Source organism: Streptomyces odontotermitis (assembly GCF_050510915.1).
Taxonomy (GTDB): domain Bacteria; phylum Actinomycetota; class Actinomycetes; order Streptomycetales; family Streptomycetaceae; genus Streptomyces.
Map to the genome: position 1 here is coordinate 58416 of NZ_JBNJLS010000019.1, position 24810 is coordinate 83225.

A 24810-nucleotide genomic window follows, 5' to 3' on the forward strand; every position below is an offset into this window, starting at 1 on the left:
CGGTGCTCCGGACCTGAGCCCGCGGAGAAAAAGGGCACCCACGCGTGTGGGTGCCCTTTTCGTGTTCCAGGAGAGGGTTACGCGGGCCGCACCACGCTGTGGATCGGCATGTAGTAGATCGACTCGACGCGGACGTTCGCGCCCGGCTTCGGGGCGTGGATCATCTTGCCGTTGCCGATGTAGATCCCGACGTGGCTGATGTCGTCGTAGAAGAAGACGAGATCGCCCGGCTTGGCGTCGGCGGTCTTCACCGTCGTGCCGACCTTCACCTGGTCCCAGGTGGTGCGCGGCAGGGAGATCCCGGCGGACTTCCACGCGGCCTGCGTGAGCCCGGAGCAGTCGAAGGAGTCGGGTCCGGTGGCGCCCCACACGTAGGGCTTGCCCATCTGTGCCTCGGCGAAGTCGATCACCTTGGCGGCCTTGGTGGCGTAGCTGCCGTCCGTGCTGCCCGAACCGGAGCCGGAGCCGGAACCCGAGCCGGACCCGGACCCCGAACCGGAGTCGGAGCCGCCGTTCTGCTCCTTCTCCTGCTCCTTCTGCTTCGCGGCCTCCTCGGCCTTGCGCTTGCGCGCCTCCTCGGCCTGCTGCTTGCGGGCCAGCTCGGCGGCCTTGCGCTTGGCGGCCTCTTCCTTCTTCTTCTCGATCGCCGCGAGCCGCGCCTTCTCCTCGGCGGTCAGCTTCGACAGGAGCTCACGGGCCTCGCGGAGCTTGCCCTGGACGTCCTGCTTGCTCGTCCTCAGGTCGTCCCGCGACCGGCTCAGGCTCTTGAGGCTCTGCGCCGCCTTCGTGCGCTGCTTCGTCGCGGACGCCTGCTGCGACTGGAAGGTGTCGACGGCTCTCTTCTGGCGCGCGGTGAGGCGGTCCGAGAGGTGGTTCTGGTCGAAGTAGCCCTGCGGGTCGCTGGCCAGCATCGCCGTGGCGGTCTCGGAGACGGCCCCGGTCCGGTACTGGGCGGCCGCGAACGAACCGAGCTCCTGGCGGGCGTCGTTGAGCTTGTCGGTGCGCTTGGCCACGTCGTCCAGGAGGCGGTCGACCTTCTTGCGCTGCTTCTCGGTCTTCTCCTTGGCCGAGTTGTACTTCTGTGTGGCCACGCCCGCCTGGTGGTACAGGGCGTCGACCTTCTTCTGGACCTCTTCGAGGCTCGGCTTCTGCGGGGCGGAGGGCGCTGCGTTCGCGCTCTGCGACAGGAGGGCCACGGAGGTGAGGGCCGCCGTCGTGATGCCGATGGCGGGGGCTGTACGTATTCCGGCAATGCGGGTCCGCGGCTTGCGGTGCGACGCCAAGGGAGGCGACTCCTTCCGTAGACCGCCTACCGGGTTAGCTGTCGGGTTCGGGCGGGTGGTTCGGAAGGCTGCCCTACAGTCCCGTACTTCGTACGGGACCGATTCACCCCAAGGTCTTGGTGGGTCCCCGGCTCCGAGGGGGTCGGACTCGGCGGAGGCCGCGCGTTCCCGGCGGGGTTCGCCGGTGGGATCACGTGCGGCCCGCGGAGCACGCTAGCCAACTCGTGTGCTCCGTGTGAAGGTTGATGTTCGATATGCCCGATACATTTTCGTGACTTTACGAAGGCCAAGACGCGCCCTTGACGGCCGGTGGCGCAGCGTGACCGGTCGCGTGCACCGGGTGGCGCGAGGGGTGCCGCGGGGCGGGTGGCCGGAACCCGGGGCGGGTTGTCAGTGGGTCCGCCTAGACTCGGGAGGCGATGAGCAGCCTCTTTGATGACAGCTTCCTGGCGGACCTCAAGCCCTCGCAGGCCCATGAGGAAGAGCCCCCGCCGCCGCCCGAGGACAGCGCTCCGGAGCCCATTCCGGACGACCTGTTCGGCGGGAAGTTCGACGCGCCCCCGCCGCCCCGGGACGCGCACTACCGCGACGGCGCCCCCCGCCCGGTCCTCGACCCGGCGGCGCTCCTCGACGGGCTGAACGAGAACCAGCGCGCGGCCGTCGTCCACGCCGGCTCCCCCCTGCTCATCGTCGCGGGCGCCGGTTCGGGCAAGACCCGCGTCCTGACCCACCGCATCGCCCACCTCCTCGCGGAGCGCGGCGTGCACCCGGGCCAGATCCTCGCGATCACGTTCACGAACAAGGCCGCGGGCGAGATGAAGGAGCGCGTCGAGCAGCTCGTCGGGCCGCGGGCGAACGCGATGTGGGTGTCGACGTTCCACAGCGCCTGCGTCCGCATCCTGCGCCGCGAGTACAAGAAGCTGGGCTTCACGTCCTCCTTCTCGATCTATGACGCGGCGGACTCCAAGCGCCTGATGGCCCTGGTCTGCCGCGACCTGGACCTGGACCCGAAGAAGTTCCCGCCCAAGTCCTTCAGCGCCAAGATCTCGAACTTGAAGAACGAGCTGATCGACGAGGAGGACTTCGCCGCCCAGGCCGCCGACGGCTTCGAGAAGACCCTCGCCGAGGCGTACGCGATGTACCAGTCGCGCCTGCGCGAGGCCAACGCCCTCGACTTCGACGACCTGATCATGACGACGGTCAACCTGCTGCGCGCCTTCCCGGACGTGGCCGAGCACTACCGCCGCCGCTTCCGCCACGTGATGGTCGACGAGTACCAGGACACGAACCACGCGCAGTACGCGCTGGTGCGCGAGCTGGTGGGCCCCTCCGGAGAGGGCAGTGATCCCGGCGAACAGGGCGAGCTGTGCGTCGTGGGTGACGCCGACCAGTCCATCTACGCCTTCCGCGGCGCCACCATCCGCAACATCCTCCAGTTCGAGGAGGACTACCCGGACGCGACGACGATCCTCCTGGAGCAGAACTACCGCTCCACGCAGACGATCCTGAGCGCCGCCAACGCGGTCATCGAGCGCAACGAGAGCCGCCGCCCCAAGAATCTCTGGACCAACGCGGGCGCGGGCGCGCGCATCACCGGCTACGTCGCGGACACCGAGCACGACGAGGCGCAGTTCGTCGCCGACGAGATCGACCGCCTCACGGACGCGGGCGACGCCAAGGCGGGCGACGTCGCGATCTTCTACCGGACGAACGCGCAGTCCCGTGTCTTCGAAGAGATCTTCATCCGCGTCGGCCTGCCCTACAAGGTCGTCGGCGGCGTCCGCTTCTACGAGCGCAAGGAAGTCCGGGACGTCCTCGCCTACTTGAGGGTCCTCGCCAACCCCGAGGACGCGGTGCCGCTGCGCCGCATCCTGAACGTGCCGAAGCGAGGCATCGGCGACCGCGCCGAAGCGATGATCGACGCGCTCGCGCAGCGCGAGAAGATCTCCTTCCCGCAGGCCCTCGCGCGCGTGGACGAGGCGTACGGGATGGCGGCCCGCTCCGCCAACGCCGTCAAGCGCTTCAACACCCTCATGGAGGAGCTCCGCACGGTCGTCGAGTCCGGCGCGGGCCCGGCCGTCGTCCTGGAGGCCGTGCTCGAGCGGACCGGTTACCTGGCCGAGTTGCAGTCCTCCACCGACCCGCAGGACGAGACCCGCATCGAGAACCTCCAGGAACTCGCCGCCGTGGCCCTGGAGTTCGAGCAGGACAACGGCGCGACCGAGGAGGGGACGGACACCGACACCGACACGGCCGCCGACGCCGCCGCCGATGCCGACGAAGGCGCCGCCCCCGCCGGTTCGCTCTCCGACTTCCTGGAGCGCGTCGCCCTCGTCGCCGACTCGGACCAGATCCCCGACGAGGAGGACGACGGCTCCGGCGTCATCACGCTCATGACGCTCCACACCGCCAAGGGCCTCGAGTTCCCGGTGGTGTTCCTCACCGGCATGGAGGACGGCGTCTTCCCGCACATGCGCACGTTCGGCAAGACCAAGGAGATCGAGGAGGAGCGGCGCCTCGCGTACGTGGGCATCACGCGCGCGCGGGAGCGGCTCTACCTCACCCGCTCCGCGATGCGCAGCGCCTGGGGCCAGCCCTCGTACAATCCGGCGTCGCGCTTCCTGGAGGAGATCCCCGAGGTCCACGTGGACTGGAAGCGCACGGGCTCGATGGGCGCCCCGGCCTCCTCGGGACCGGCGGCCGGTGTCGCCGCCTCGCTGTCCTCGTCCCGCTCGCGCGCGGGCGGCCCGCAGGGCTTCGCGACGCGCAGGGCCAACGAGAAGCCGGTGGTCTCGCTCGCGGTCGGGGACCGGGTCACCCATGACCAGTTCGGTCTCGGCACGGTCGTCGGAGTGAAGGGCACGGGCGCGAACGCGGAGGCGACGGTGGACTTCGGCGAGCCCAAGCCGAAGCGCCTGCTGCTGCGGTACGCGCCGGTGGAGAAGCTGTAACCCGGAGACGAACGCGCCCGGAGACGAACGCGCCCGGGGGCGGCCGGAGTTACGTCGGGTCGAGGTCGTGGCTGCGTAGCCACGGCAGCGGGTCGATGGCCGAGCCGCCGCCGGGGCGCACCTCGAAGTGCAGGTGCGGGCCGGTGGAGTTGCCCGAGTTGCCGGAGAAGGCGATGACGTCGCCCGCCTTGACCTCGCCGCTCATGATCTTGTGCGTGGAGAGGTGGCAGTACCAGGTCTCCGTGCCGTCCTTGGCGGTCACGACCGCCATGTTGCCGTAGGCGCTGTTCCACTTCGTCGACACGACGCCGTCGGTGGCGGCCATCACGGGCGTGCCGTACGAGACGGGGAAGTCGATGCCGGAGTGCACGGACATCCAGTTGACGCCCGCCTGGCCGTAGTACGCGCTGAGGCCGTGCTGCTTGACGGGCAGCGCGAACTTGGGCCGCAGCCGCTCCTTGCGCGCGGCCTCCGCGGCGGCCTTCTTCTCCGCGGCGTCCTTCTTCGCCTTGAGGTCGATGCGCTTCTGGGTGCGGCTCGCGCGGTCCGCGAAGTCACCCGCGTCGGCGGAGAGGTTCTCCAGCTGGGTGTCGAGCTTGCTGTTGGCGGCGGCGGGCTTCACGGACGTGGGGTCCGGGGCGGAGGCCGTCGTGTCCTTGCCGTCGTCACCGCCGCCGAGGTTGCTCACGGACGCGGCGGCGATGCCCGCGACCCCCATCACGCACACCGAGGGCACCGCGACGGTGAGCAGGGCGGAACGCTTCGCCGGGGAGCGGCGGCGGGTGCTGCGGGAGCGCGCGGCGGGGCGGGTACGGCCGGGGAGGTCGGCGGGGCCATCAGGACCGTCGGGACCGTCGGGCTGGTACGCCTCGTCGGGGGTGAACTCGTGCTCCGCCGCGGGCGGTTGGTCGTACGAGGCGGGGGGCCCGTAGGGGTCTTCGTGCGGCACGTCGTGGGCCGACTCATGGTGCGCCGCCCCGTGCGGGGCGGCTTCGTGGTGGCCGTCCGAGTTCCACGCGGTCGCGTCGTAGGCGCCCGTGTCGAAGGTGCCCGCCGCGAAGGTCTGCGTCTCCCACTGCTGGGTCTGGTCCAGGGGTGCCGCGGGGGCCGCCTGGTTCGCCTCGTGCCACGCGCTCGCGTCCCACTGACCGGTGGCGTCGGGCCCCGCCTGCGCCGGGATGTCGGCGAGCTGCTGGTACCCGGCGGTGGCCCAGATGCCGGTGGTGTCGTAGCTGCCGGTGTCGTAGCCGCCGGTGTCGTACGAGGCGTGGTGCTGCGCGGCGTACGGGTCGTAGTTGAGCGTGGTCTGCGTGCCCGTCGTGGTGGCCCACTGGCCGGTGTCGTACTGCCCCGTGTCGTGCTGCCCGGTGTCGTACTGCCCGGTGGGCAGATCGCCGAAGAGGGGGTCCGTCGCGAAGCTGCCGGTGTCGGTAGCAGTCGTGAAGGTGTCGGTGGCGTAGCCGCCCGAGGTGGTGAACGAGCCGGTGGCGTAGACGTCGTACGGGGCGTAGCCGCCGTGCTGGGTGCTCTGCTGGTCGTAGGCGCCGTAAGAGCCGTAGTCGACGTCGGGTGCCGAGGACGGGGGAGTGGTCCCCGACGGGTGACGGTCGTTCACCAACTTCTCTTTCGCCTCGACGGCAGGGGGCAGAGCAGTGCGGTGACTGTACCCGGCGGTATGCGGGCGCGACAATCTTCGGCAGGTTTCATGCGCTCAGGAAACGGGCATTCGGCCGCCTTTCGGCGGTCAGTGGGCAGACCTTTGGCCCTGCGTTCGAGGTCAGTTCGAACTTTCAGGCCACTGTCATACCCCCGGCGGCGGAGGCCGCGGCCGTGGTAGAGGGCTCCGTGAGGTCGAGCGCCTGCCGGATGCCCGCCGCGACCGCGGGGTGCACGGGCATGGCGAGATGCCCGATTCCGGTCACCCGCACGTTCTGCACGCGCAAATCCGGGTGGTCGACGCAGGCCGTCTCGAGCGGGTCCATCCAGGCGTCGAGGTCGCTCCAGAAGCTGACGAAGTGCGTGCGGCAGCCGGTGGCGGGGGCACGCAGCTCCTTGATCACCGGGGATTCGGGGCGCATCTGGCGGACGATCGGGTGCGCGTCGGCGAGCGGCACGACGCGGGTGCCCGCGTGCGGTGTGCCGAGGGTGACCAGGGTGCGCACGCGGGCGTCGCCGCCCTGGAGTTGGACGTAGTGGCGGGCGATGAGGCCGCCGAGGCTGTGGCCCACGATGTCCACCTCGTGGTGGCCGGTGCGCCGGCAGATCTCCTCGACGTGGCGGCCCAGCAGCTCGGCCGCGGTGCGGATGTCGCAGGTGAGGGGCGAGTAGTTGAGGGACTCCACGTGCTGCCTGCCGTGCTGGGTGAGGAAGCGGCGGAGCAGGACGAAGACGGAGCGGTTGTCGATGAATCCGTGCAGCAGCAGGACCGGGGGCCTGTCCTCGCCGGGCAGCCGCGGGGTGTCGCCGCCGCTCGCGGGCGGGAGCTGGGGGCGGCGCTCCTGGGTCATGCCGGAGGGGTAGAGAAGGATGTGCCCGGCGAGGATCGCCAGCTCCAGTGCCGTCGCCTTCAGGAAGGCGAGGGAGAGCCCCGCCATTCTGACGGGGAGCAGGTGACTGAGCTGACGAAAGGGCAAGACCCTCGTGACCGTCATGGTCGACCTCCCGACCGGCATGCGGGAAGACGACTCTGTCCCCCGTGTGCCCCTCAGGGAAAGCCGTGGCCAAGGATGCGCTTCCGGTGACGAAAGCGATGCACCGCACCACCATGCCGTGCGGCTGACGGCGTGGTGGCGCGGCGACCTCGTTGCGGCTCTCCTCGCGCCGTCCCGGCGGCCCCTGGGTCGCCTGTCGTGGGAGTGGCGCGCGGCGAATATGTCCCAACGTGTGATTTCCCCCTCGGTCTCCACCGTGAAACTGCCGGGTGCGAGATGCTGGAGATAACGTTCGTTCACTTCCCCGGCTCCTCGCTCGGTGGATTCCGCTACCTGTTCGGTACATGGAGGCAGTGATGGGTGTGGCAGCCGGTCCGATCCGCGTGGTCGTCGCCAAGCCGGGTCTCGACGGCCACGATCGAGGTGCCAAGGTGATCGCGCGGGCGCTGCGCGACGCCGGTATGGAGGTCATCTACACCGGCCTGCACCAGACTCCCGAGCAGGTCGTCGACACCGCGATCCAGGAGGACGCCGACGCGATCGGCCTCTCCATCCTCTCCGGCGCGCACAACACGCTCTTCGCGCGCGTCCTGGAGCTCCTCAAGGAGCGGGACGCGGAGGACATCAAGGTCTTCGGCGGCGGCATCATCCCCGAGGACGACATCGCGCCCCTGAAGGAGAAGGGGGTCGCGGAGATCTTCACCCCGGGGGCGACGACGTCCTCGATCGTGGAGTGGGTGCGGGCCAACGTGCGGGAGTCGACGGGCGCTTGATGACGGGCGCTTGATGACCGGCGCTTGACGATGGTCGCTTGGCGACGGGCGCTTGATGAAAGGCGCGCTCGGCGACGGTCGCTTGGTGACGGGCGCTCCGGTGTCGGTGCCGCTCGGCGTCACATGGTCAGTTCCTCTCTCATCGCCTGTCGCAGGCGCAGTGTGCTGACGAGCCGCTGGAACGCCTCGGACCAGTAGCCGCCCGCCCCGGGCGAGGCGTCCTCCGGCTCGTCCTGTATCGCCGTGAGGACGTCGAGCCGGACCGCCTCGGCCGGGTCGAGGCAGCGCTCCGCGAGCCCCATCACACCGCTGAAGCTCCAGGGGTAACTCCCGGCGTCCCGCGCGATGTCGAGCGCGTCCACCACGGCCCGGCCGAGCGGCTCCGCCCAGGGGACCGCGCAGACACCGAGCAGCTGGAACGCCTCCGACAGGCCGTGGCGCTCGATGAAGCCGGCGACCCAGCGCGCCCGCTCGTCCGGCGGCAGCGCCGCGAGGAGCTTGGCGCGCTCGGCGAGCGAGACCGCGCCCGGCCCTGCCGCGTCCGGCGCGACGGGGGCACCGAGCAGCGCACGGGACCAGGCCGCGTCCCGCTGGCGCACGGCGGCGCGGCACCACGCGGCGTGCAGCTCGCCGCGCCAGTCGTCGGCCACCGGCAGCGCCACGATCTCCTCCGGTGTGCGCCCGCCGAGCCGCCCCGGCCAGGCGGACAGCGGCGCCGACTCCACCAACTGGCCGAGCCACCAGGACCGTTCACCCCGGCCCGTGGGCGGCTTCGGGATGATGCCGTCGCGCTCCATGCCGGCGTCGCACTCGTGCGGGGCCTCGACGACGAGGGCCGGTGTGCTCTCCGTACGGTCGAGGGCCACGCACGAAGCGGCGCGGGCGGCCATGCGGGAGGCGAGCGCCGACGTCGGCAGCGCGGAGAGCAGCTCGGCCGCCGTGGAGCGGACGTTGCGGCTGCGGTCGCGCAGCGCCTGCTCCAGGAACGGCTCGTCCGCTGCGCACAGGCCCGTGCGCAGCGAGTCGAGGAACATCAGGCGGTCCTCCGCGCGCTCCGTCGGCCAGGAGCCGGCGAGCAGCTCGCGCGCGGCCGCCGCGTCCGCGGCCCGTACGGCCGTGAGCAGGGCGACGCGCTCGGCGAACAGGCCCTCCTCCCACAGCTGTTGGACCTCGCCGCGCTCTTCGGGAGAGGGCAGGGCCAGGCCGCCGCCCGGGGCCGCGCGCAACGCGAACCGCCAGTCGGGGTTGAGCCGGGCCAGCCACAGCGCGCGCGGGCCCGCGAAGGCGAGGGCCTGGGGCCGCAGATCCGTGCGCCCACGGGCGGCGTCCAGGAGCGCGGGCAGCAGCTCGGGGGGCGGGGCGAAGCCGCGGGCGTTCGCCAGCGCCAGCCACTGCGGCAGCAGCTCCATCAGATCCGGGGCGGTGCCACGGCGTCCGCCGCCGCCCGCGCCCGGCCGGTCGGCGAGCAGGGCGGCGAGCCTGCGCCGCGCGGCGGGTGGCACCGGGGGCCTGGGGTCGTCGGCCGCGGGCTCCGGCGGGGCGACGGCGGCCGCCGGACGCAGCCCCGCCCGGCGCCGGACCGTCTGCACGGCGGCCGCGTCCAGGAGTGCGACGGGCGCCGCCCTGCCCGGGGCGTGCACGGGAGGGGGGCGGCGGTCGGTGCCGAGGAGCGCGGTGGTGACGAGCTCCTCCCAGGGGCCGGTGGGGATGCCGCCGGTCGGCTCCGGGCCGGTCGGCTCCGCGATGCCGGTCGGGGCGGCGCGGTGGGTCGGTTCGGCGCCGCGGAACGGTTCGGTGCCGCGGGACGGTTCGGCCGTGGCCGTTGTCGTGGCCGCCGGGTCCGTGGTCGTCGGTTCTCCGAAGGTCATGGTGTCCCCCTCTCGTATGGAGTGCCGCTCTCGTATGCCGCTCTTGTGCGCGGTGTGGTGCTGCTCTCGCTTCGGGTCCCCGTCCCGTACGTGGTCCCTCAGCACAGGGAGATCGCCTCGCCCGCCTCCTGGGGCCAGGCCGCCAAGGGCGTGAAGCCGCGGTGGCCGCACTCGCCGAACACCGTCACCGGGGCGCCGCCGGAGAGCGCGGCGAGACGCCACAGGCCGGGCCGGGACGTGGCGGTCGGGGTGAGGGGAAGCGCGAAGTCGCCGTCCGCATCCGTCAGTTGCCACTCGTCCTCGCCGGGCACCGGGGCCGGTATCACCCCGTCGAGCGTCACCGGCCAGGAGTCCAGCCACGGGTCGTCGCGCAGCGCGGTCCCGTACCGGACGACGGCCTCGGCGGGGCGCAGGCCGGGAGGGCGGGCCGAGGTGGGGGCGGGCGGAGCGAACTGCTCGCCCAGGTCCGCCCGCAGCCGGCCCGCGCCGGGATACGGGGTCAACTCGGCGTCGAGCGCCAGACCCACCGGGAGCGCGAGGGCCGGGGCGCGGCCCGCCGCCCCGTACGACAGCAGGAGCGCGGGGCGGCCCGAGCGGGAGCCGTGCAGCCAGATGCGGCGGGTGGTGAGCTTGCTGTCCGACGTGTCGTACTGCGCGAGGACCAGCCACAGGTCGCGGAGCGGCGCGCCCTCCGCCGCGGCGGGCAGGCCGATGCGGGAGCGGACCGTGGCGGCCAGGCCCTCCGGCAGCGACGCGCGGTGCAGCCAGCCCTGGTCGAGGAGGTGCAGCAGCGCGCACTCCTCCAGGAGCCGCACCGGCCAGCCGGGCCCCGACGACGGTATGGTGCCCAACTCCCTTACCCGCGCGGCCAGTCCGGGGGCCTGGGCGTCCACCATGCGCGCGGCCGTCTCCTCCCACAGGCCGTACCCCGCCTGCTCGGCGGTGGCGAGGCCGCCGCGCAGCAGGTCCGTGAGGCGCTGCTCCAGCTCCGTCGCCCCCGCCGTCACCCGCTCGGCGCGGCGCTCCGCCCGGCGGCGCGCGGCCTCGGGCCCGGCACTGCCGCCGCCTGAACTCCCGCCTCCGTCGCCCGACTTGCCCTCCGCTCTCTTACGGCGCCCCGCCAGCCACTCATCGGCCCAGTCCGGCACCGGTGCGCCGTCCGGCACCGCCGCGTCGTCCCCGGACCAGAGCAGCAGCAGCCCGAGCGCGTGCTTGCACGGGAACTTGCGGCTCGGACAACTGCACTTGTACGCCGGGCCCGCCGCACCTCCCGCGCCCGCACCTCCCGCGCCCGCACCTCCCGCGCCCGCACCTCCCGCGCCCGCGCCGCCCGTGATGTCGACGACCGTCTGATACGGCTTGCTGCCACTGCCCTTGCACAGCCCCCACACCGTCCCCTCGCCGGAACTTCCCGTCTCCGACCATGGGCCGGCGACGCCGAGTTTGCTTCCCGCCCGCTGTGACGGGGCGTCAGGAGCCAGTGCCAGCACCTGATCCGCCGTCCAGCGCACCCCCTGCTGAGTCATGAGATCGAAGGTAGGTCCCGCCACTGACAATCGGCTCTGACCTGCACGGACGGTCCGCCGACGGTCGATTGTCAGTGGCGTGGTGCACGGTGGAAACACCTCCGGGCCAAAGCGTCCGGACGAGCTGGAGGGGGATCACGCATGTCCGTCACCACCACCGCGACCGCCACCGTGCCCACCGCCGACGCCGAGGCCCTGCGGCCGCATGCCGAGCAGGCGTTCGCCGCCGAGCTGGCCGCGCTCGCCGCGCAGGACGACCGGCCGCGCCCGGCCCGCTGGCGGTTGTCGCCGTGGGCGGTCGCGACCTATCTGCTCGGCGGCACGCTGCCGGACGGCACGGTGATCACGCCGAAGTACGTGGGCCCGCGGCGCATCGTCGAGGTCGCCGTCACCACGCTCGCCACCGACCGCGCGCTGCTCCTGCTCGGCGTGCCCGGCACCGCCAAGACCTGGGTGTCCGAGCACCTGGCCGCCGCCGTCAGCGGCGACTCGACGCTCCTGGTCCAGGGCACGGCGGGCACGCCCGAGGAGGCCATCCGCTACGGGTGGAACTATGCGCAGCTGCTCGCCCACGGCCCCAGCCGCGACGCCCTCGTGCCGAGCCCCGTCATGCGCGCCATGTCCGAGGGCATGACGGCCCGGGTCGAGGAGCTGACCCGCATCCCCGCCGACGTGCAGGACACGCTCATCACGATCCTGTCCGAAAAGACCCTGCCGATACCGGAGTTGGGCCAGGAGGTGCAGGCCGTGCGCGGCTTCAACCTCATCGCCACGGCCAACGACCGCGACCGCGGGGTCAACGACCTGTCGAGCGCCCTGCGCCGCCGCTTCAACACGGTGGTGCTGCCGCTGCCCGCGACCGCTGACGCCGAGGTCGACATCGTCTCCCGCCGCGTCGACCAGCTCGGCCGCTCCCTCGACCTGCCGTCAGCGCCCGACGGCATCGACGAGATCCGCCGGGTCGTCACGGTCTTCCGCGAGCTGCGCGACGGCGTCACGGCCGACGGGCGTACGAAGGTGAAGTCCCCGAGCGGCACGCTCTCCACGGCTGAGGCGATCTCCGTGGTCACCAACGGCCTGGCCCTCGCGGCCCACTTCGGGGACGGCGTGCTGCGGCCCGGCGACGTCGCGGCCGGGATCCTCGGGGCGGTCGTCCGCGACCCGGCGGCGGACCGGGTGATCTGGCAGGAGTACCTGGAGGCGGTCGTGCGCGAGCGCGACGGCTGGAAGGACTTCTACCGGGCCTGCCGCGAGGTGAGCGCATGAAGCCCCTGCTGATGGGGGTGCGGCACCACGGTCCGGGCTCGGCCCGCGCGGTGCGGGCCGCGCTCGATGCCGCCGACCCGCGCGTGGTCCTGATCGAAGGCCCGCCGGAGGCAGACGTGCTGGTGCCGCTCGTGGCCGACCAGGACATGCGGCCGCCGGTCGCGCTGCTCGCGCACGTGGTGGACGAGCCGGGGCGCTCCGTGTTCTGGCCGTTCGCCGAGTTCTCCCCGGAGTGGGCCGCGCTGACGTGGGCGGTGGAGCGGGAGATCCCGGCCCGCTTCATCGACCTCCCGGCGGCGCACTCGCTGGCGGACAAGGAGAAGGAGGACAAGGAGAAGGAGGAGAAGGAGGAGAAGGAGGAGCCGCCCCCCGAGGGCGAGGGGGAGGCCGAAGTGCGGATGCGCGTGGATCCCCTCGCCGTCCTCGCCGAGACCGCCGGGTACGACGACCCCGAGCGCTGGTGGGAGGACGTCGTCGAGCACCGCGGCTCCGGAGCCGACGCGTTCGTTCCCTTCGAGGCGCTCGGCGAGGCGATGGGTGCGCTCCGGGAGCGGTACGGGACGGGCGGGCACGACCGCGACCTGGTGCGCGAGGCCCACATGCGGCTGCAACTGCGGGCTGCGCAGCGGGAGTTCGGCGCCGCAGGAGTCGCCGTCGTGTGCGGGGCCTGGCACGTGCCCGCGCTGCGGCAGAAGACGACCGTGGCCGCCGACCGGGCGCTGCTCAAGGGCCTGCCCAAGGCCAAGGTCGACCTGACCTGGGTGCCCTGGACGCACCGCCGCCTCGCCCGGGCCAGCGGCTACGGGGCGGGCATCGACTCACCCGGCTGGTACGGCCATCTGTTCAGCGCCCCCGACCGGCCCGTGGAGCGCTGGCTCACCAAGGTCGCCGGGCTGCTCAGGGACGAGGACAGGCTCGTCTCGTCCGCGCACGTCATCGAGGCGGTGCGGCTCGCGGACACGCTCGCCGCGATGCGCGGCCGCCCGCTGGCCGGCCTCTCGGAGACGACGGACGCGATCCGCGCGGTGATGTGCGACGGCTCGGACGTGCCGCTCGCCCTGGTGCACGACAAGCTCGTCGTCGGCGACGTGCTCGGCGAGGTGCCCGAGGCGGCGCCCGCGGTGCCGCTGCAGCGCGACCTCACCCGCACCCAGCGCTCGCTCCGGCTCAAACCGGAGGCGCTGGAGCGGGAGTTGGAGCTCGATCTGCGCAAGGAGAACGACGCCGGGCGCAGCAGGCTCCTGCACCGGCTGCGGCTGCTCGGCATCGGCTGGGGCGAACCGGCCGCCTCGCGCGGCAGCACCGGCACCTTCCGGGAGACCTGGGGCCTTCGCTGGGAGCCGGAGCTCTCGGTGCGGGTGGCCGAGGCCGGGGTGTGGGGCACGACGGTGCTCTCCGCGGCCACCGCCAGGGCCGAGTCGGACGCGATCGCGGCGACGGCGCTCGCCGACGTCACGGGCCTCGCCGAACAGTGCCTGCTTGCCGGGCTGCCGGAGGCGCTGCCCACGGTCATGCGGGTCCTCGCCGACCGCGCGGCTCTCGACACCGACGTCGGCCACCTCGCCCAGGCCCTCCCCGCCCTGGTCCGCTCCCTGCGGTACGGGGATGTCCGGGGCACGGACACGCGCGCGCTCGGGGAGGTCGCGGCGGGCCTCGCCGAGCGGATCTTCGTGGGCCTGCCACCCGCGTGCGCGGCACTCGACGGGGACGCGGCGACGGAGATGCGCGGCCACGTGGACGCGGTGCACCAGGCGGTGGGCCTGCTCGACGAGGGCGAGGGCGAGGGCGAGGACGAGGGCGAGGGCGAGGCGGAGCCGCAGTCGCGGCAGGAGCCGGAGCCGAGCGAGGACAGCGGATGGGGCAGGCGCGGCAGCAGCGGGATACGGGGGCGCTGGCAGTCCGTGCTCCGTGTGCTCGCCGCCCGGGACACCGTGGCCGGGGTCATCCGCGGCCGCTGTGCCCGACTTCTCCTGGACGAGGGTCAGTTGGCGGAGGGAGAGGCCGCCCGGCTCATGGGGCTCGCCCTCTCGCCGGGCACGCCGCCGGGCGAGGCCGCCGCGTGGATCGAGGGCTTCGTGGGCGGCGGCTCCGGCGGAGGCATGCTGCTCGTGCACGACGAACGGCTGCTGGCCCTCGTCGACGCGTGGCTGACCGGCGTACCGGACAGCGCCTTCACCGACGTACTGCCGCTGTTGCGCCGCACCTTCTCGGCGTACGAACCAGGAGTGCGCCGGACCCTCGGTGAGCTGGTGCGGCGCGGGCCGAAGGGCGACGGGCGCGGGGCGGCGGCCGTCGCCCAGTGGGTGCCCGGGTTCGCGACTGAGCTCGACGAGGAGCGCGCGGACGCGGTGCTGCCGGTGCTGCGACTCCTGCTCCGAGGGGCGGCCGACGACCGTAACGACCATGTGGGGGTGGCCTGATGACGACCGCGACGACCGAGACGACCGCGACGACCGAGACGACCTCGACGACCGCGACGACGGACGGCACGGGAGAGCCGGACGACGAGCGGCTGCGGCGCTGGCGGCTCGTGCTCGGCGGTGACGCGGCGGACGGCACCGGCCGCGCGCTCGGCGGGCGGGACGCCGCGATGGATGGCGCGCTCTCCGCGCTCTACGGCAAGGAGGGCGGGGCGAACTACGCCCGGCGCAAGGACCGTTCGGCGGGGCTCGGGGCCTCCGCGCCGTCCGTGGCGCGCTGGCTCGGCGACATCCGTACGTACTTCCCGTCCTCCGTCGTCCAGGTCATGCAGCGCGACGCCATCGACCGGCTCGGCCTGTCCACGCTCCTTCTGGAGCCCGAGATGCTGGAGGCCGTCGAGGCGGACGTCCACCTGGTCGGGACGCTCCTCTCGCTCAACAAGGCGATGCCGGAGACGACGAAGGAGACGGCGCGCGCGGTCGTCCGCAAGGTCGTCGAGGACCTGGAGAAGCGGCTAGCCACCCGCACCCGCGCCACGCTCACCGGCGCCCTCGACCGCAGCGCCCGCGTCAGCAGGCCCCGCCACCACGACATCGACTGGAACCGCACGATCGCGGCCAATCTCAAGAACTACCTGCCCGAGTACCGGACCGTCGTCCCCGAGAGGCTCATCGGGTACGGGCGGGCCGCGCAGTCCGTGAAGAAGGAGGTCATCCTCTGCATCGACCAGTCCGGCTCGATGGCGGCGTCCGTCGTGTATGCCTCCGTGTTCGGCGCCGTCCTGTCCTCGATGCGCTCCCTCAACACCCGTCTGGTCGTCTTCGACACGAACGTCGTCGACCTCACCGACCAGCTCGACGACCCCGTCGACGTCCTCTTCGGCACCCAGCTCGGCGGCGGCACCGACATCAACAGGGCGCTCGCGTACTGCCAGGCACAGATCACCCGCCCCGCGGACACGGTCGTGGTCCTGATCAGCGACCTCTACGAAGGCGGCATTCGGAACGAGATGCTGAAGCGGGTCGCTGCGATGAAGGCGTCCGGGGTGCAGTTCGTGACGCTGCTCGCGCTCTCGGACGAGGGCTCGCCCGCCTACGACCGGGAGCACGCGGCGGCCCTCGCCGCCCTGGACGCACCCGCGTTCGCCTGTACGCCGGACCTCTTCCCGGAGGTGATGGCCGCCGCGATCGAGCGAAGGCCGCTTCCCATACCGGACATGGCTGCGCATCAGTAACAGTGGGCTTGCGCGACGCAGGGAGGTCCGTGACAGGATCCGGCCCGTGATGACCACAGCAGCCACTCCCGACACCGCCGTGCGCGCAGCCCTGCGCGCGGCGGGCGGTCGGCGCGGGCTGCAAGTGGTGCTGCTGCTCGCCGGATTGCTGGCGCTCGGCTTCCTCTTCGGGGAGCGGGCGCAGGCGGCGGAGAGCGGCCCCGTACCGGTTGACGCGCCGCTGCGCGCGGCGGTCGAGGCACCCAAGCCGGTTGAGCCGACCGACCCGGTCAAGCCGGTTGAGGCGACCGACCCGGTCGACGCGGCCCAGCCCGTCGAGGCAGCCAAGCCTGTTGTACGGCAGGTGGAGCGCCCGGCGCGCACGGCCGTGCACGAGGTCGTGGACAGGGTCGGCGGCATCGCCGACGCCGGGTCGCCGAAGCTGCCGTTGCCCGATGCCGGGCTGCCTGATGCCGGGTTGCCCGACGTCGGGTTGCCCGGTGACGACTCCGGCCGGGCCCCCGAGGGCCGGTCACCCGAGACCGGGCCCGCTCGCCACCAGGGCCAGGGCCATGGCCCTGGCCAGGACCAGGACCGGCGCAAGGACCAGCAAGAGCGGCACGCGTCCGGCGCGCCGTTCGGGCCGCGGGCCGACTTCTCGTACGGGAACGGCCTCGGGCCGACGGCCGACCGCGGCGACGAACGCTCGGACCGCCGCGCCGACGAGGGGCTCCGTGGCCCCGCGGGCGGGCTTCCGCACGCTCCTCTTCCCCGCGTCCCGGGGGAGGGCCTCGCCAACCAGTCGGTGGGCGACACGAGTTCACCGCGCCACGGCGATCTGCACGCCGCCGCGTTCGGCGACCGGGCCGCGGTCCTGCTCGCCTCCGGCCCCGTCCGCGCTTCCGAAGGCGCACCGACCCGCGACAGACACCGGGACATTCCCGAATTCCCTGGCTAGGGCAGCCCGTTCCCCGCTCGTGACCTGCCGCGCGGGGGCGGAACAGGTCTGCCCGCCGTCCGGACGCACCCGACCTCTCCGGTCCTGAACGTCCTGACGGAACATCAGAGTTCGAGAGTTCGAAGGATCTGACGCAAGCATGAACAAGAACATCCGCCGTTCCATCGTCATAGCCGCGGGCGTCACCAGTGCGTGGGCGCTCGGTTCGGCCGTGGCCAGCGCGGACGAGCTGCCCGCGCACTCCGTCTCCGTCCCCGATGTCGCCGCCCCCGACGTCTCCGACGTCTCCGTCCCGGACCAGGCCGCCGACACCGTCGCGGACGTCCAGGGCAAGGCGTCCGGCGTCACGGACGGCTCCGCCGTGGACCAGGTCAAGAAGACCGCGACGGGCGCGGTCGGCAAGGCCACCGGTGCCGCCAAGGGAGTCGACGGGGTCGAGGGCGTGCAGGGCGCCGCCGGGAAGGCCACGGGCAAGGCCAAGTCGACGGTCGGCGACGTCGCCAAGAAGGCCAAGGCGGCCGACGTCTCCGTGCCGGAGACGGGCACCCTGCCCTCCGTCCCCGCGACGGGCACCCTGCCCTCCGTCCCCGCGACGGGCACCCTGCCCTCCGTCCCCGCGACGGGCACCCTGCCCTCCGTCCCCGCGACGGGCACCCTGCCCGACGCCGGCTCCCTCCCGCAGACGGGCACCCTCCCCTCCGTCCCGGAAACCGGCACCCTCCCCGAGGCGGACACCCTCCCCGCCGCCGACATCGACTACCTCTTCGGTCCCCTCTCGGCCTTCGCGCCGCACATCCAGGAGACCGCCGCCCAGGTGCAGGACCAGGCCCCGGGCCAGGTCCAGGGCGCCGTCCAGTCGGTGTCGCCGATCGTCGGCCAGACCACCGACTCGGTGCTCCCGCCCGTCGCGGGCACCGCGGTCGACGGTGTCGTCCCGGTCGCCGGGCAGGCCGTCGGGGACGCCGGATACCTGGCGCAGGGCGTGTCCGGCGACGTGCAGCCGTTCGCGCAGGGTGTGGTCGCCGACGTGCAGCCGTTCGCGCAGGGCGTGGTCGCCGACGTGCAGCCGTTCGCCCAGGGCGTGGTCGCCGACGTGCAGCCCTTCGCGCAGGACCTGACGGGCACCGTCACCTCCGACGCCCAGACCCTCGCCGGGAACGCGGTCACCGGGGTCCAGGGCGTGGGCGGCTCGGTCACCCCCGGCTACCTGCCGACCTACAACGGCTGAGCCACTGAACCGCTGACCGGCCGCTGATCGGCCGATCGCGGGAGCAAACGGGCAGTCCCTGTCGTCCTCCCCTGCGACAGGGGCTGCCCTTTCCGGCCAAGACGGCGAGGTTGTGACCGTCATCACCGCGCAAATGTGATCTGCGATTTAGGGACCTACGTCCCACGGCGATAACCTGCGAGACGGACATGCCGCGTCCACGGACACCGTGTACGCCTCCCTTGTGACAGCGCAGTCACGTTGCCCTCCGCGGCACGCCCACGCAGACAACGAACCGCGATATCACTGAAAAGGGACGGACGCGCGTGGACCTGTTCGAGTACCAGGCGAGGGACCTCTTCGCCAAGCACGGTGTACCGGTGCTGGCCGGTGAAGTCATCGACACGCCTGAGGCGGCGCGCGAGGCCACCGAGCGACTGGGCGGCAAGTCGGTCGTCAAGGCGCAGGTGAAGGTCGGTGGCCGCGGCAAGGCCGGCGGCGTGAAGCTGGCGGCGAACCCGGACGAGGCCGTCGCTCGCGCGACGGACATCCTCGGCATGGACATCAAGGGCCACACGGTCCACAAGGTGATGATCGCCGAGCTGTCCCCGGAGATCGAGGCGGAGTACTACGTCTCCTACCTCCTCGACCGCACCAACCGCACCTTCCTGGCCATGGCGTCGGTGCAGGGTGGCATGGACATCGAGGAGGTCGCGGAGAAGACCCCCGAGGCCCTCGCGAAGGTCCCGGTCAACGCCGTCGAGGGCGTGAACATCGAGAAGGCCCGCGAGATCGTGGCCCAGGCGAAGTTCCCGGCCGACGTGGCCGAGGGCGTCGCCGAGGCCATGGTGACGCTGTGGGAGACCTTCGTCGCCGAGGACGCGCTCCTCGTCGAGGTCAACCCGCTGGTGAAGACCAAGGACGGTCGGATCCTGGCCCTGGACGGCAAGGTCTCGCTCGACGAGAACGCCGACTTCCGCCAGCCCGAGCACGAGGCGCTCGAGGACAAGGCCGCAGCCAACCCGCTCGAGGCTGCCGCCAAGGCCAAGAACCTCAACTACGTGAAGCTGGACGGCGAGGTCGGCATCATCGGCAACGGCGCCGGGCTCGTCATGAGCACCCTGGACGTCGGCGCGTACGCCGGTGAGAACCACGGCGGCGTGAAGCCCGCCAACTTCCTCGACATCGGCGGCGGCGCCTCCGCCGAGGTCATGGCGAACGGCCTGGAGATCATCCTCGGCGACTCGGACGTCAAGTCCGTCTTCGTCAACGTCTTCGGCGGCATCACCGCGTGCGACGAGGTCGCCAACGGCATCGTGCAGGCCCTCGAGCTGCTCGCCTCCAAGGGCGAGAAGGTCGAGAAGCCCCTCGTCGTCCGCCTCGACGGCAACAACGCCGAGCTGGGTCGCAAGATCCTCTCCGACGCCAACCACCCGCTGGTGCAGCGCGTGGACACCATGGACGGCGCGGCCGACAAGGCCGCCGAGCTCGCGGCCGCGAAGTAAGGGACGAGGGACAGAACAGCCATGGCTATCTTCCTCAACAAGGACAGCAAGGTCATCGTCCAGGGCATGACCGGTGCCACGGGCATGAAGCACACCAGGCTCATGCTGGGTGACGGCACGAACATCGTCGGCGGCGTGAACCCGCGCAAGGCGGGCACCGAGGTCGACTTCGACGGCACGTCCGTCCCGGTCTTCGGCACGGTCAAGGAGGCCATGGAGAAGACGGGCGCCAACGTCTCCGTCCTCTTCGTGCCGCCGGCCTTCTCCAAGGCCGCCGTCGTCGAGGCCATCGACGCGGAGATCCCCCTCGCCGTCGTCATCACCGAGGGCATCGCCGTCCACGACTCCGCCGCCTTCTGGGCGTACGCGCAGTCGAAGGGCAACAAGACCCGCATCATCGGCCCGAACTGCCCCGGCCTGATCACGCCGGGTCAGTCCAACGCGGGCATCATCCCGGGCGACATCACGAAGCCGGGCCGCATCGGCCTGGTCTCGAAGTCCGGCACGCTCACGTACCAGATGATGTACGAGCTGCGCGACATCGGCTTCTCGTCGGCCGTCGGCATCGGTGGCGACCCGGTCATCGGCACGACGCACATCGACGCCCTCGCGGCGTTCGAGGCCGACCCCGACACCGACCTGATCGTGATGATCGGTGAGATCGGCGGCGACGCCGAGGAGCGTGCGGCGGACTTCATCAAGGCGAACGTGACGAAGCCGGTCGTCGGCTACGTCGCGGGCTTCACCGCCCCCGAGGGGAAGACGATGGGCCACGCGGGCGCCATCGTCTCGGGCTCCTCCGGCACCGCCGCCGCGAAGAAGGAGGCCCTTGAGGCCGCCGGCGTGAAGGTCGGCAAGACGCCGACCGAGACGGCGAAGCTGGCGCGCGCGATCCTCGCGGGCTGACCTGGCTGTACGTCAAAGCGGGCCGCACCTTTGCTGGTGCGGCCCGCTTTGTGTTGCCCGCCCGGCTGCGGGTGGGCGCAGCGGCAGGCCGGCTGGTCGGCTACGGCGAGCGGCCTACTCCGGCTTCGGCGTCAACCTCTCCGGCCCGTTGGTGAGTTCGCTCCGCAGCTTCTTGCGGAGGTCCTTCTCCTCGGGGGACAAGTGGCCCGGGCCCATCCGGGCCGGGATGCCGCTGATGGCCTTGCCGGGGGACTGGGGCGGTTCGTAGTGGTTGGGGGCCGTCCTCAGGGTGAGGGCGGTCGCGCCGATGATCACCACCGTGAAGGCGATGGCCGCCCGGGTCCAGAAGCGGGCCCGGTTCTCGCTGCCCGTGCGCACCAGTTCGGCCTTCGGCGCCGCGAGGCGCTCCCCCTCGCCGAGGGCGCCGAGCCGCTGGTGCAGCGCCTCGGGCTCGCTCAGCTCGGGCAGCTTCGCGGCGATCGTCTCCCGCGCGTGCAGCAGCCGCCCGGCCGCCGCGGGGGTGCTCGCCTCCGTCTCCGCCGCCGTCTCCGGCAGGTCTAGGCCGACGCCGTCGTACAGCAGCAGGGTGCGGCGCTGCGCGGGCGGCAGGCTCATCAGGACGTCGAGGAAGGCGCGGTCGGCGGCCTCGGCGGGCGGTGCCTCCTGCTCCCGCCGCCCGGGCCGGAAGCGGTGCCAGGGAGACATCGCGTACTCGTACGCGGCCGCCCGCACCCAGCCCGCCGGGTCCCGGTCGACGGCGACCTCGGGCCAGCGCTGCCAGGCGAGCTGGAACGCGCGCTCCACGGATTCGAGCGCGAGGGCACGCTTTCCCGTGAGCAGATACGTCTGCCGTACGAGGGCGGGGGCGCACCGCGTGCACAGGGCGTCGAAGGCCGCGGCCGGGGTGAGTTCGGAAGGGGCCGGGGCATCCGCTGCCGCCTCCGTGGGCCGCGGTGCCGGTGTGGGGCCGGCCGGCTTGAGCGTGCCGACTGCCACCGGAGTACGGCGTGTTGGTGCGGGCCGCGACTTCGCGGCGCGCTTGGCCGCGGACTTCGGGCCGCGCCGGGCGGCCGCCGCGTGCTTGCCCGGCGACATGGGCTTGGGCGACCCGGGCTTCGGCGGCCCCGGCTTGGGGGGCGCGGGTTTCGGGGGAGCGGGCTTGGGCGACTCCGGCTCCTGCTCCGGCTCCGGCCGCGCTGAAGTCGGTGGCGTGACGGCAGCAGGCTTCGGCGGAGCGGGATGCGGGGGAGCGGGGTTCGGGGGAACGGGCTTCGGCGGGCCCGGCTTGGGCGGCCCCGGCTTGGGGGGCGCGGGCTTCGGCGGGCCCGGCTCGGACGGTGCGGAAGCCGTCGGTGCGGAAGCCGCCGGTGCGGAAGCCGCCGTCCGGCTCGCCTCCTGGTCCGCGGCGATCGCGGCGAGCAGCCTCGTGTACGTCTCGCGCTTGCGGCCGCGCGGGTTGGTGCGGCCGGATTCCCAGGAGCGTACGGTCTCGCGGGTGACGCCCACCTTCGTCGCCAGGTCCGCCTGACTGAGGGAGGCGGACTCACGCAGCCTGCGGCGTTCCTTGGGGGGCGGCAGCGGGGAGGGAGGGCTCTTTGTCATGCAGGACGCTCCGCACTCTCCGCGCCGTGGGCCACCGGCACCGTCACCGTCGCACCAAAAATGTACATAAACGTATATTGAGCGACACGTCCGGTATCCGCCTGTTAGGCAAGGAAAGCGCGTGTCGTTGGGAGCATGGCCGGGTGACCCAGATGATCGTGGCGGCCCGCGACCGCTCACCCGGACTCGGCACCTGCGTCGTCGGCGGGGCCATCGCGGCGGGGCTCGGGCTCGGCTCGTCCGCCGTCCTCGTGATGGTGCTGTGGATCAGCTCCCCGTACCCCGACAGCGGACCGGCCGGCGCCCTGCACGTCGCGGCCGCCCTCTGGCTGCTCGCCCACGGCGCCGAGCTGATCAGGACGGACACGCTCTCCGGGGTGCCCGCGCCGATCGGTCTGACGCCGCTGCTCCTGGTGGCGCTGCCCAGCTGGCTGGTGCACCGGGCGGCGCGCGACGCGGCCGATCCGGCGCAGCGCGCGCTGCCCGCGCGGACCGTGTGGTGCGGGGTCGCCGGGGGCTATCTGCTGGTCGGCGCGGCCGCCACGCTCTATGCGTCGGGCGGTGAGCTGCGGCCCTCGTGGGCCAGCGCCGCCGTAGCGCTGCCGGTGCTCGCCGTGGGGGCGACGGCCGTGGGGATCTGGTCCGCGCACGGCCGCCCGCACGGGCCGCTGCCCGCCGTCGTCGACCGCTTGGCCGGCGCCCTGCCCGACGCCGTGCGCGCGCACTTCGACCGGCCGCGCCTGGTGGCCGCCGGGCGGGCCGGGGCGGCCGGGGCCGCCGTGCTGGTGGGCGGCGGCGCGCTGTTCGCCGGGGTGTCCCTGATCGTGCACGCCGGGCCGGTGCGGGCGTCGTTCCTGCAGCTCACCGGGGTGTGGTCGGGCCGGTTCGCGGTGCTGCTGCTGGCGCTCGCGCTGGTGCCGAACGCGGCGGTGTGGGGCGCGGCGTACGGGCTCGGGCCCGGGTTCGCGCTCGGTGCCGGGCGGATGGCGGGGCCGCTGTCGGTGGCGTCGGTGCCGCTGCTTCCCCCCTTCCCGCTGCTCGCGGCGGTGCCGGACGCGGGCAGCGGATCGCCGCTGACCTGGACGGCCGGGGCGGTGCCCGTGGTGGCCGGTGCCGTGCTCGCCTGGTTCACGGTGGGGGCGGCGGCCCCGGCCCTCGGGGAGCGGGACGAGGCGTGGTCGCGGGGCCGGACGGCGGCGACGGCGGCGTATGCGGCGCTGGTCTCCGGAGTGCTGCTCGCGGCCCTTGCGGCGCTGGCGGGCGGCGCGCTCGGGGTCGGGCGGCTCGCGGAGTTCGGGCCGGTGTGGTGGCAGACCGGGGCGGCGGCCCTGGGGTGGGGGCTGCTTGTCGGGGTGCCCGGTGCGGTGGGGCTGCGCGCGTGGCGGGTGCGGGAGCGGCGGGTCGTCGCCGACGGCGCCGGGGGGTTCCGGGGGCGGCTGTGGCCGTGGGTGCGGCGGCCGTGGGCGCGGGTGTCCCTGCCGGCGGTCCGGGTGCCGGGTCTGCGGCTGCCGGGCGTACGCCTGCCGAAGGCGCCCCGGCTGCCCGGGGCGGGGCGGTTCCGGCGCGGGCAACGGACGGTCGAGGCGGCGCCGCCCGTGGGGGTGCCGGAGTCCTTCTTCGAGCCGTACGACTTCTCGGCGGAGCCCTCCGGGGCGTCACCGGAGGGCTGGCACGACGACGCCGCCCGGCAGGCGCGCTGGACGGCGCTCAAAGACGCGGGCGCCCCGCCCGAAGGTGAGACGCCCGCTGTGAGTGATGTGAGTGCTGTGCGGGAGGGGCCTCAACTGCCGCCGGACAGGCCCGAGTCCACGACCTAGCCGTCGTCCTCGCTCAGCAGCGGCCGCAGCTGCTTCGGGAGCTTGCTCTCGCAGGACTGCTTGGCCGCGTGGGTGAGGGCGTCGTCCACGCACGTGTAGTAGTCCTGGTAGACCAGCTGCGCCGTGAACGTGGCGAGGACCATCAGGAGCGCCAGGGCCGCCGTGACCAGGCCGCTGACCGCGGCCGTCACCTGCGGCCGGCCGCCGCCCGGAGCCGGGGCCGGGGCGGTCGCCGCCCCGGTCGCCGCGCCGGCCCCCGCCGCGCTCCCTGCTCCCGCCGATCCCGCCGCACCCGCTGCCGCACGGGGCTTCGCCCGCAGGGAGCTGATGGCCCAGTACAGGCCGAGGGCGCCGAGCAGCAGGGCCAGGTAGCGCCAGCCGAACAGGGCGAAGAAGAAGGCCCACATCCCGGAGAGCAGGGCGTAGCGCGCGCGGCGCTGGGCCGGGTCCGTCGGGTCCCAGCGCAGCCCGCCGCCGTTCCCGCCGCCCTGGCCCTCGGGGCCGGGGTTGTTCTGGCCGCCGTTCCCGCTGCCGGGGCGGTCGCCGAAGCCGCCGTTGGAACGGCCCGGCTGCTGGTCGCTCCACTGGCTGCCCCACGGGGACGAGCCGCCGCCCTGTCCGCCGTCCCCGCCCTGGCCGTTGCCGGGGCGGGGCTGCCAGGGCTGGTCGGGGGTGCCCTCCGGCGGGGGCGCGAAGGGGTTGTCGTCCTGGCGCGAACCCGGTGAACCCGAACCCGGAGAGCCCGTGCCCCGGGATCCCGGCTCCTGGGAATCGGAGTCCTGCGGTGGCGTCGAAGGGCGGCTGCGGTCCGGCATCAGGTGTGCGTCTTCCCCTTGGTATGGCCCGTGATGAGGCTTGCTGGG

General features: G+C 73.1%; 17 protein-coding genes and 1 riboswitch. Of the genes, 10 read left to right on the forward strand and 7 right to left on the reverse strand.

The annotated features are described in order from the left end of the window. Positions 1-77: 77 nt before the first annotated feature. Entirely contained in the window at positions 78-1283 is a 1206-nt protein-coding gene (locus tag ACQB60_RS35590) for a C40 family peptidase (protein WP_496930251.1), read from the reverse strand. An 8-nt stretch (positions 1284-1291) separates the two neighbouring features. Next, positions 1292-1447: riboswitch (cyclic di-AMP (ydaO/yuaA leader) on the reverse strand. Positions 1448-1702: 255 nt separating this feature from the next. On the opposite strand from ACQB60_RS35590, the gene pcrA reads away from it, so the two are divergent. After that, positions 1703-4234 (forward strand): DNA helicase PcrA, encoded by a 2532-nt coding sequence (gene pcrA, locus ACQB60_RS35595; RefSeq protein WP_496930252.1) that lies wholly within the window; start codon positions 1703-1705, stop codon positions 4232-4234. Between the two features lie 49 nt (positions 4235-4283). Here pcrA and ACQB60_RS35600 read toward each other — a convergent pair whose 3' ends face one another. Together ACQB60_RS35600 and ACQB60_RS35605 are read right to left on the reverse strand one after the other, a co-directional pair. Next, a complete protein-coding gene (locus ACQB60_RS35600; protein WP_496930253.1) occupies positions 4284-5849 on the reverse strand; it encodes a M23 family metallopeptidase in 1566 nt (521 codons plus the stop codon). Between the two features lie 175 nt (positions 5850-6024). Continuing rightward, the gene (locus ACQB60_RS35605) at positions 6025-6885 is read right to left on the reverse strand and encodes a lipase family alpha/beta hydrolase (protein ID WP_496930254.1); all 861 of its coding nucleotides are present in this window, start codon (positions 6883-6885) and stop codon (positions 6025-6027) included. A gap of 356 nt (positions 6886-7241) precedes the next feature. Here ACQB60_RS35605 and icmB point away from each other — a divergent pair, with 356 nt between their 5' ends. Then, on the forward strand, positions 7242-7658 hold the full coding sequence (gene icmB, locus ACQB60_RS35610; protein ID WP_384850719.1) for a coenzyme B12-dependent isobutyryl CoA mutase small subunit: 417 nt from the start codon (positions 7242-7244) through the stop codon (positions 7656-7658). 119 nt (positions 7659-7777) lie between these two features. Here the strand turns inward: icmB and ACQB60_RS35615 are convergent, their stop codons facing one another. Then, positions 7778-9526 carry a DUF5691 domain-containing protein gene (locus tag ACQB60_RS35615; RefSeq protein ID WP_496930255.1) on the reverse strand — a complete coding sequence of 583 codons (1749 nt, stop codon included), beginning with the start codon at positions 9524-9526 and terminating at the stop codon, positions 7778-7780. Between the two features lie 98 nt (positions 9527-9624). Then, on the reverse strand, positions 9625-11052 hold the full coding sequence (locus ACQB60_RS35620; protein ID WP_496930256.1) for an SWIM zinc finger family protein: 1428 nt from the start codon (positions 11050-11052) through the stop codon (positions 9625-9627). A gap of 141 nt (positions 11053-11193) precedes the next feature. Here ACQB60_RS35620 and ACQB60_RS35625 point away from each other — a divergent pair, with 141 nt between their 5' ends. From ACQB60_RS35625 to sucD, 7 genes are all read left to right on the forward strand, one after another. Further along, positions 11194-12318, forward strand: a complete 1125-nt coding sequence (locus ACQB60_RS35625; protein ID WP_496930257.1) for an ATP-binding protein — start codon at positions 11194-11196, stop codon at positions 12316-12318. Next, positions 12315-14738 carry a DUF5682 family protein gene (locus ACQB60_RS35630; protein WP_496930258.1) on the forward strand — a complete coding sequence of 808 codons (2424 nt, stop codon included), beginning with the start codon at positions 12315-12317 and terminating at the stop codon, positions 14736-14738. Before ACQB60_RS35625 ends, ACQB60_RS35630 begins: the two co-directional genes overlap by 4 nt. Continuing rightward, on the forward strand, positions 14738-15973 hold the full coding sequence (locus ACQB60_RS35635) for a VWA domain-containing protein (protein ID WP_496930259.1): 1236 nt from the start codon (positions 14738-14740) through the stop codon (positions 15971-15973). Before ACQB60_RS35630 ends, ACQB60_RS35635 begins: the two co-directional genes overlap by 1 nt. A gap of 46 nt (positions 15974-16019) precedes the next feature. After that, entirely contained in the window at positions 16020-16910 is an 891-nt protein-coding gene (locus tag ACQB60_RS35640) for a hypothetical protein (protein ID WP_496930260.1), read from the forward strand. 139 nt (positions 16911-17049) lie between these two features. Further along, positions 17050-18138, forward strand: coding sequence for a hypothetical protein (locus ACQB60_RS35645; RefSeq protein ID WP_496930261.1), 1089 nt, complete (start codon positions 17050-17052; stop codon positions 18136-18138). A 305-nt stretch (positions 18139-18443) separates the two neighbouring features. Further along, entirely contained in the window at positions 18444-19622 is a 1179-nt protein-coding gene (gene sucC, locus ACQB60_RS35650) for an ADP-forming succinate--CoA ligase subunit beta (protein WP_496930262.1), read from the forward strand. A gap of 21 nt (positions 19623-19643) precedes the next feature. Then, positions 19644-20528 (forward strand): succinate--CoA ligase subunit alpha, encoded by an 885-nt coding sequence (gene sucD, locus ACQB60_RS35655; protein WP_496930263.1) that lies wholly within the window; start codon positions 19644-19646, stop codon positions 20526-20528. A 114-nt stretch (positions 20529-20642) separates the two neighbouring features. On the opposite strand, the gene ACQB60_RS35660 is transcribed toward sucD, so the two are convergent. Next, a complete protein-coding gene (locus ACQB60_RS35660; RefSeq protein WP_496930264.1) occupies positions 20643-22130 on the reverse strand; it encodes a helix-turn-helix domain-containing protein in 1488 nt (495 codons plus the stop codon). Between the two features lie 152 nt (positions 22131-22282). Here ACQB60_RS35660 and ACQB60_RS35665 point away from each other — a divergent pair, with 152 nt between their 5' ends. Further along, complete coding sequence (locus ACQB60_RS35665; RefSeq protein WP_496930356.1) at positions 22283-23947, forward strand: cell division protein PerM; 1665 nt, start codon at positions 22283-22285, stop codon at positions 23945-23947. On the opposite strand, the gene ACQB60_RS35670 is transcribed toward ACQB60_RS35665, so the two are convergent. Beyond that, positions 23944-24762: a hypothetical protein gene (locus tag ACQB60_RS35670; protein ID WP_496930265.1), complete on the reverse strand. Its 819-nt coding sequence runs from the start codon at positions 24760-24762 to the stop codon at positions 23944-23946. The two genes, ACQB60_RS35665 and ACQB60_RS35670, sit on opposite strands and share 4 nt — an antisense overlap. Positions 24763-24810 lie beyond the last annotated feature (48 nt).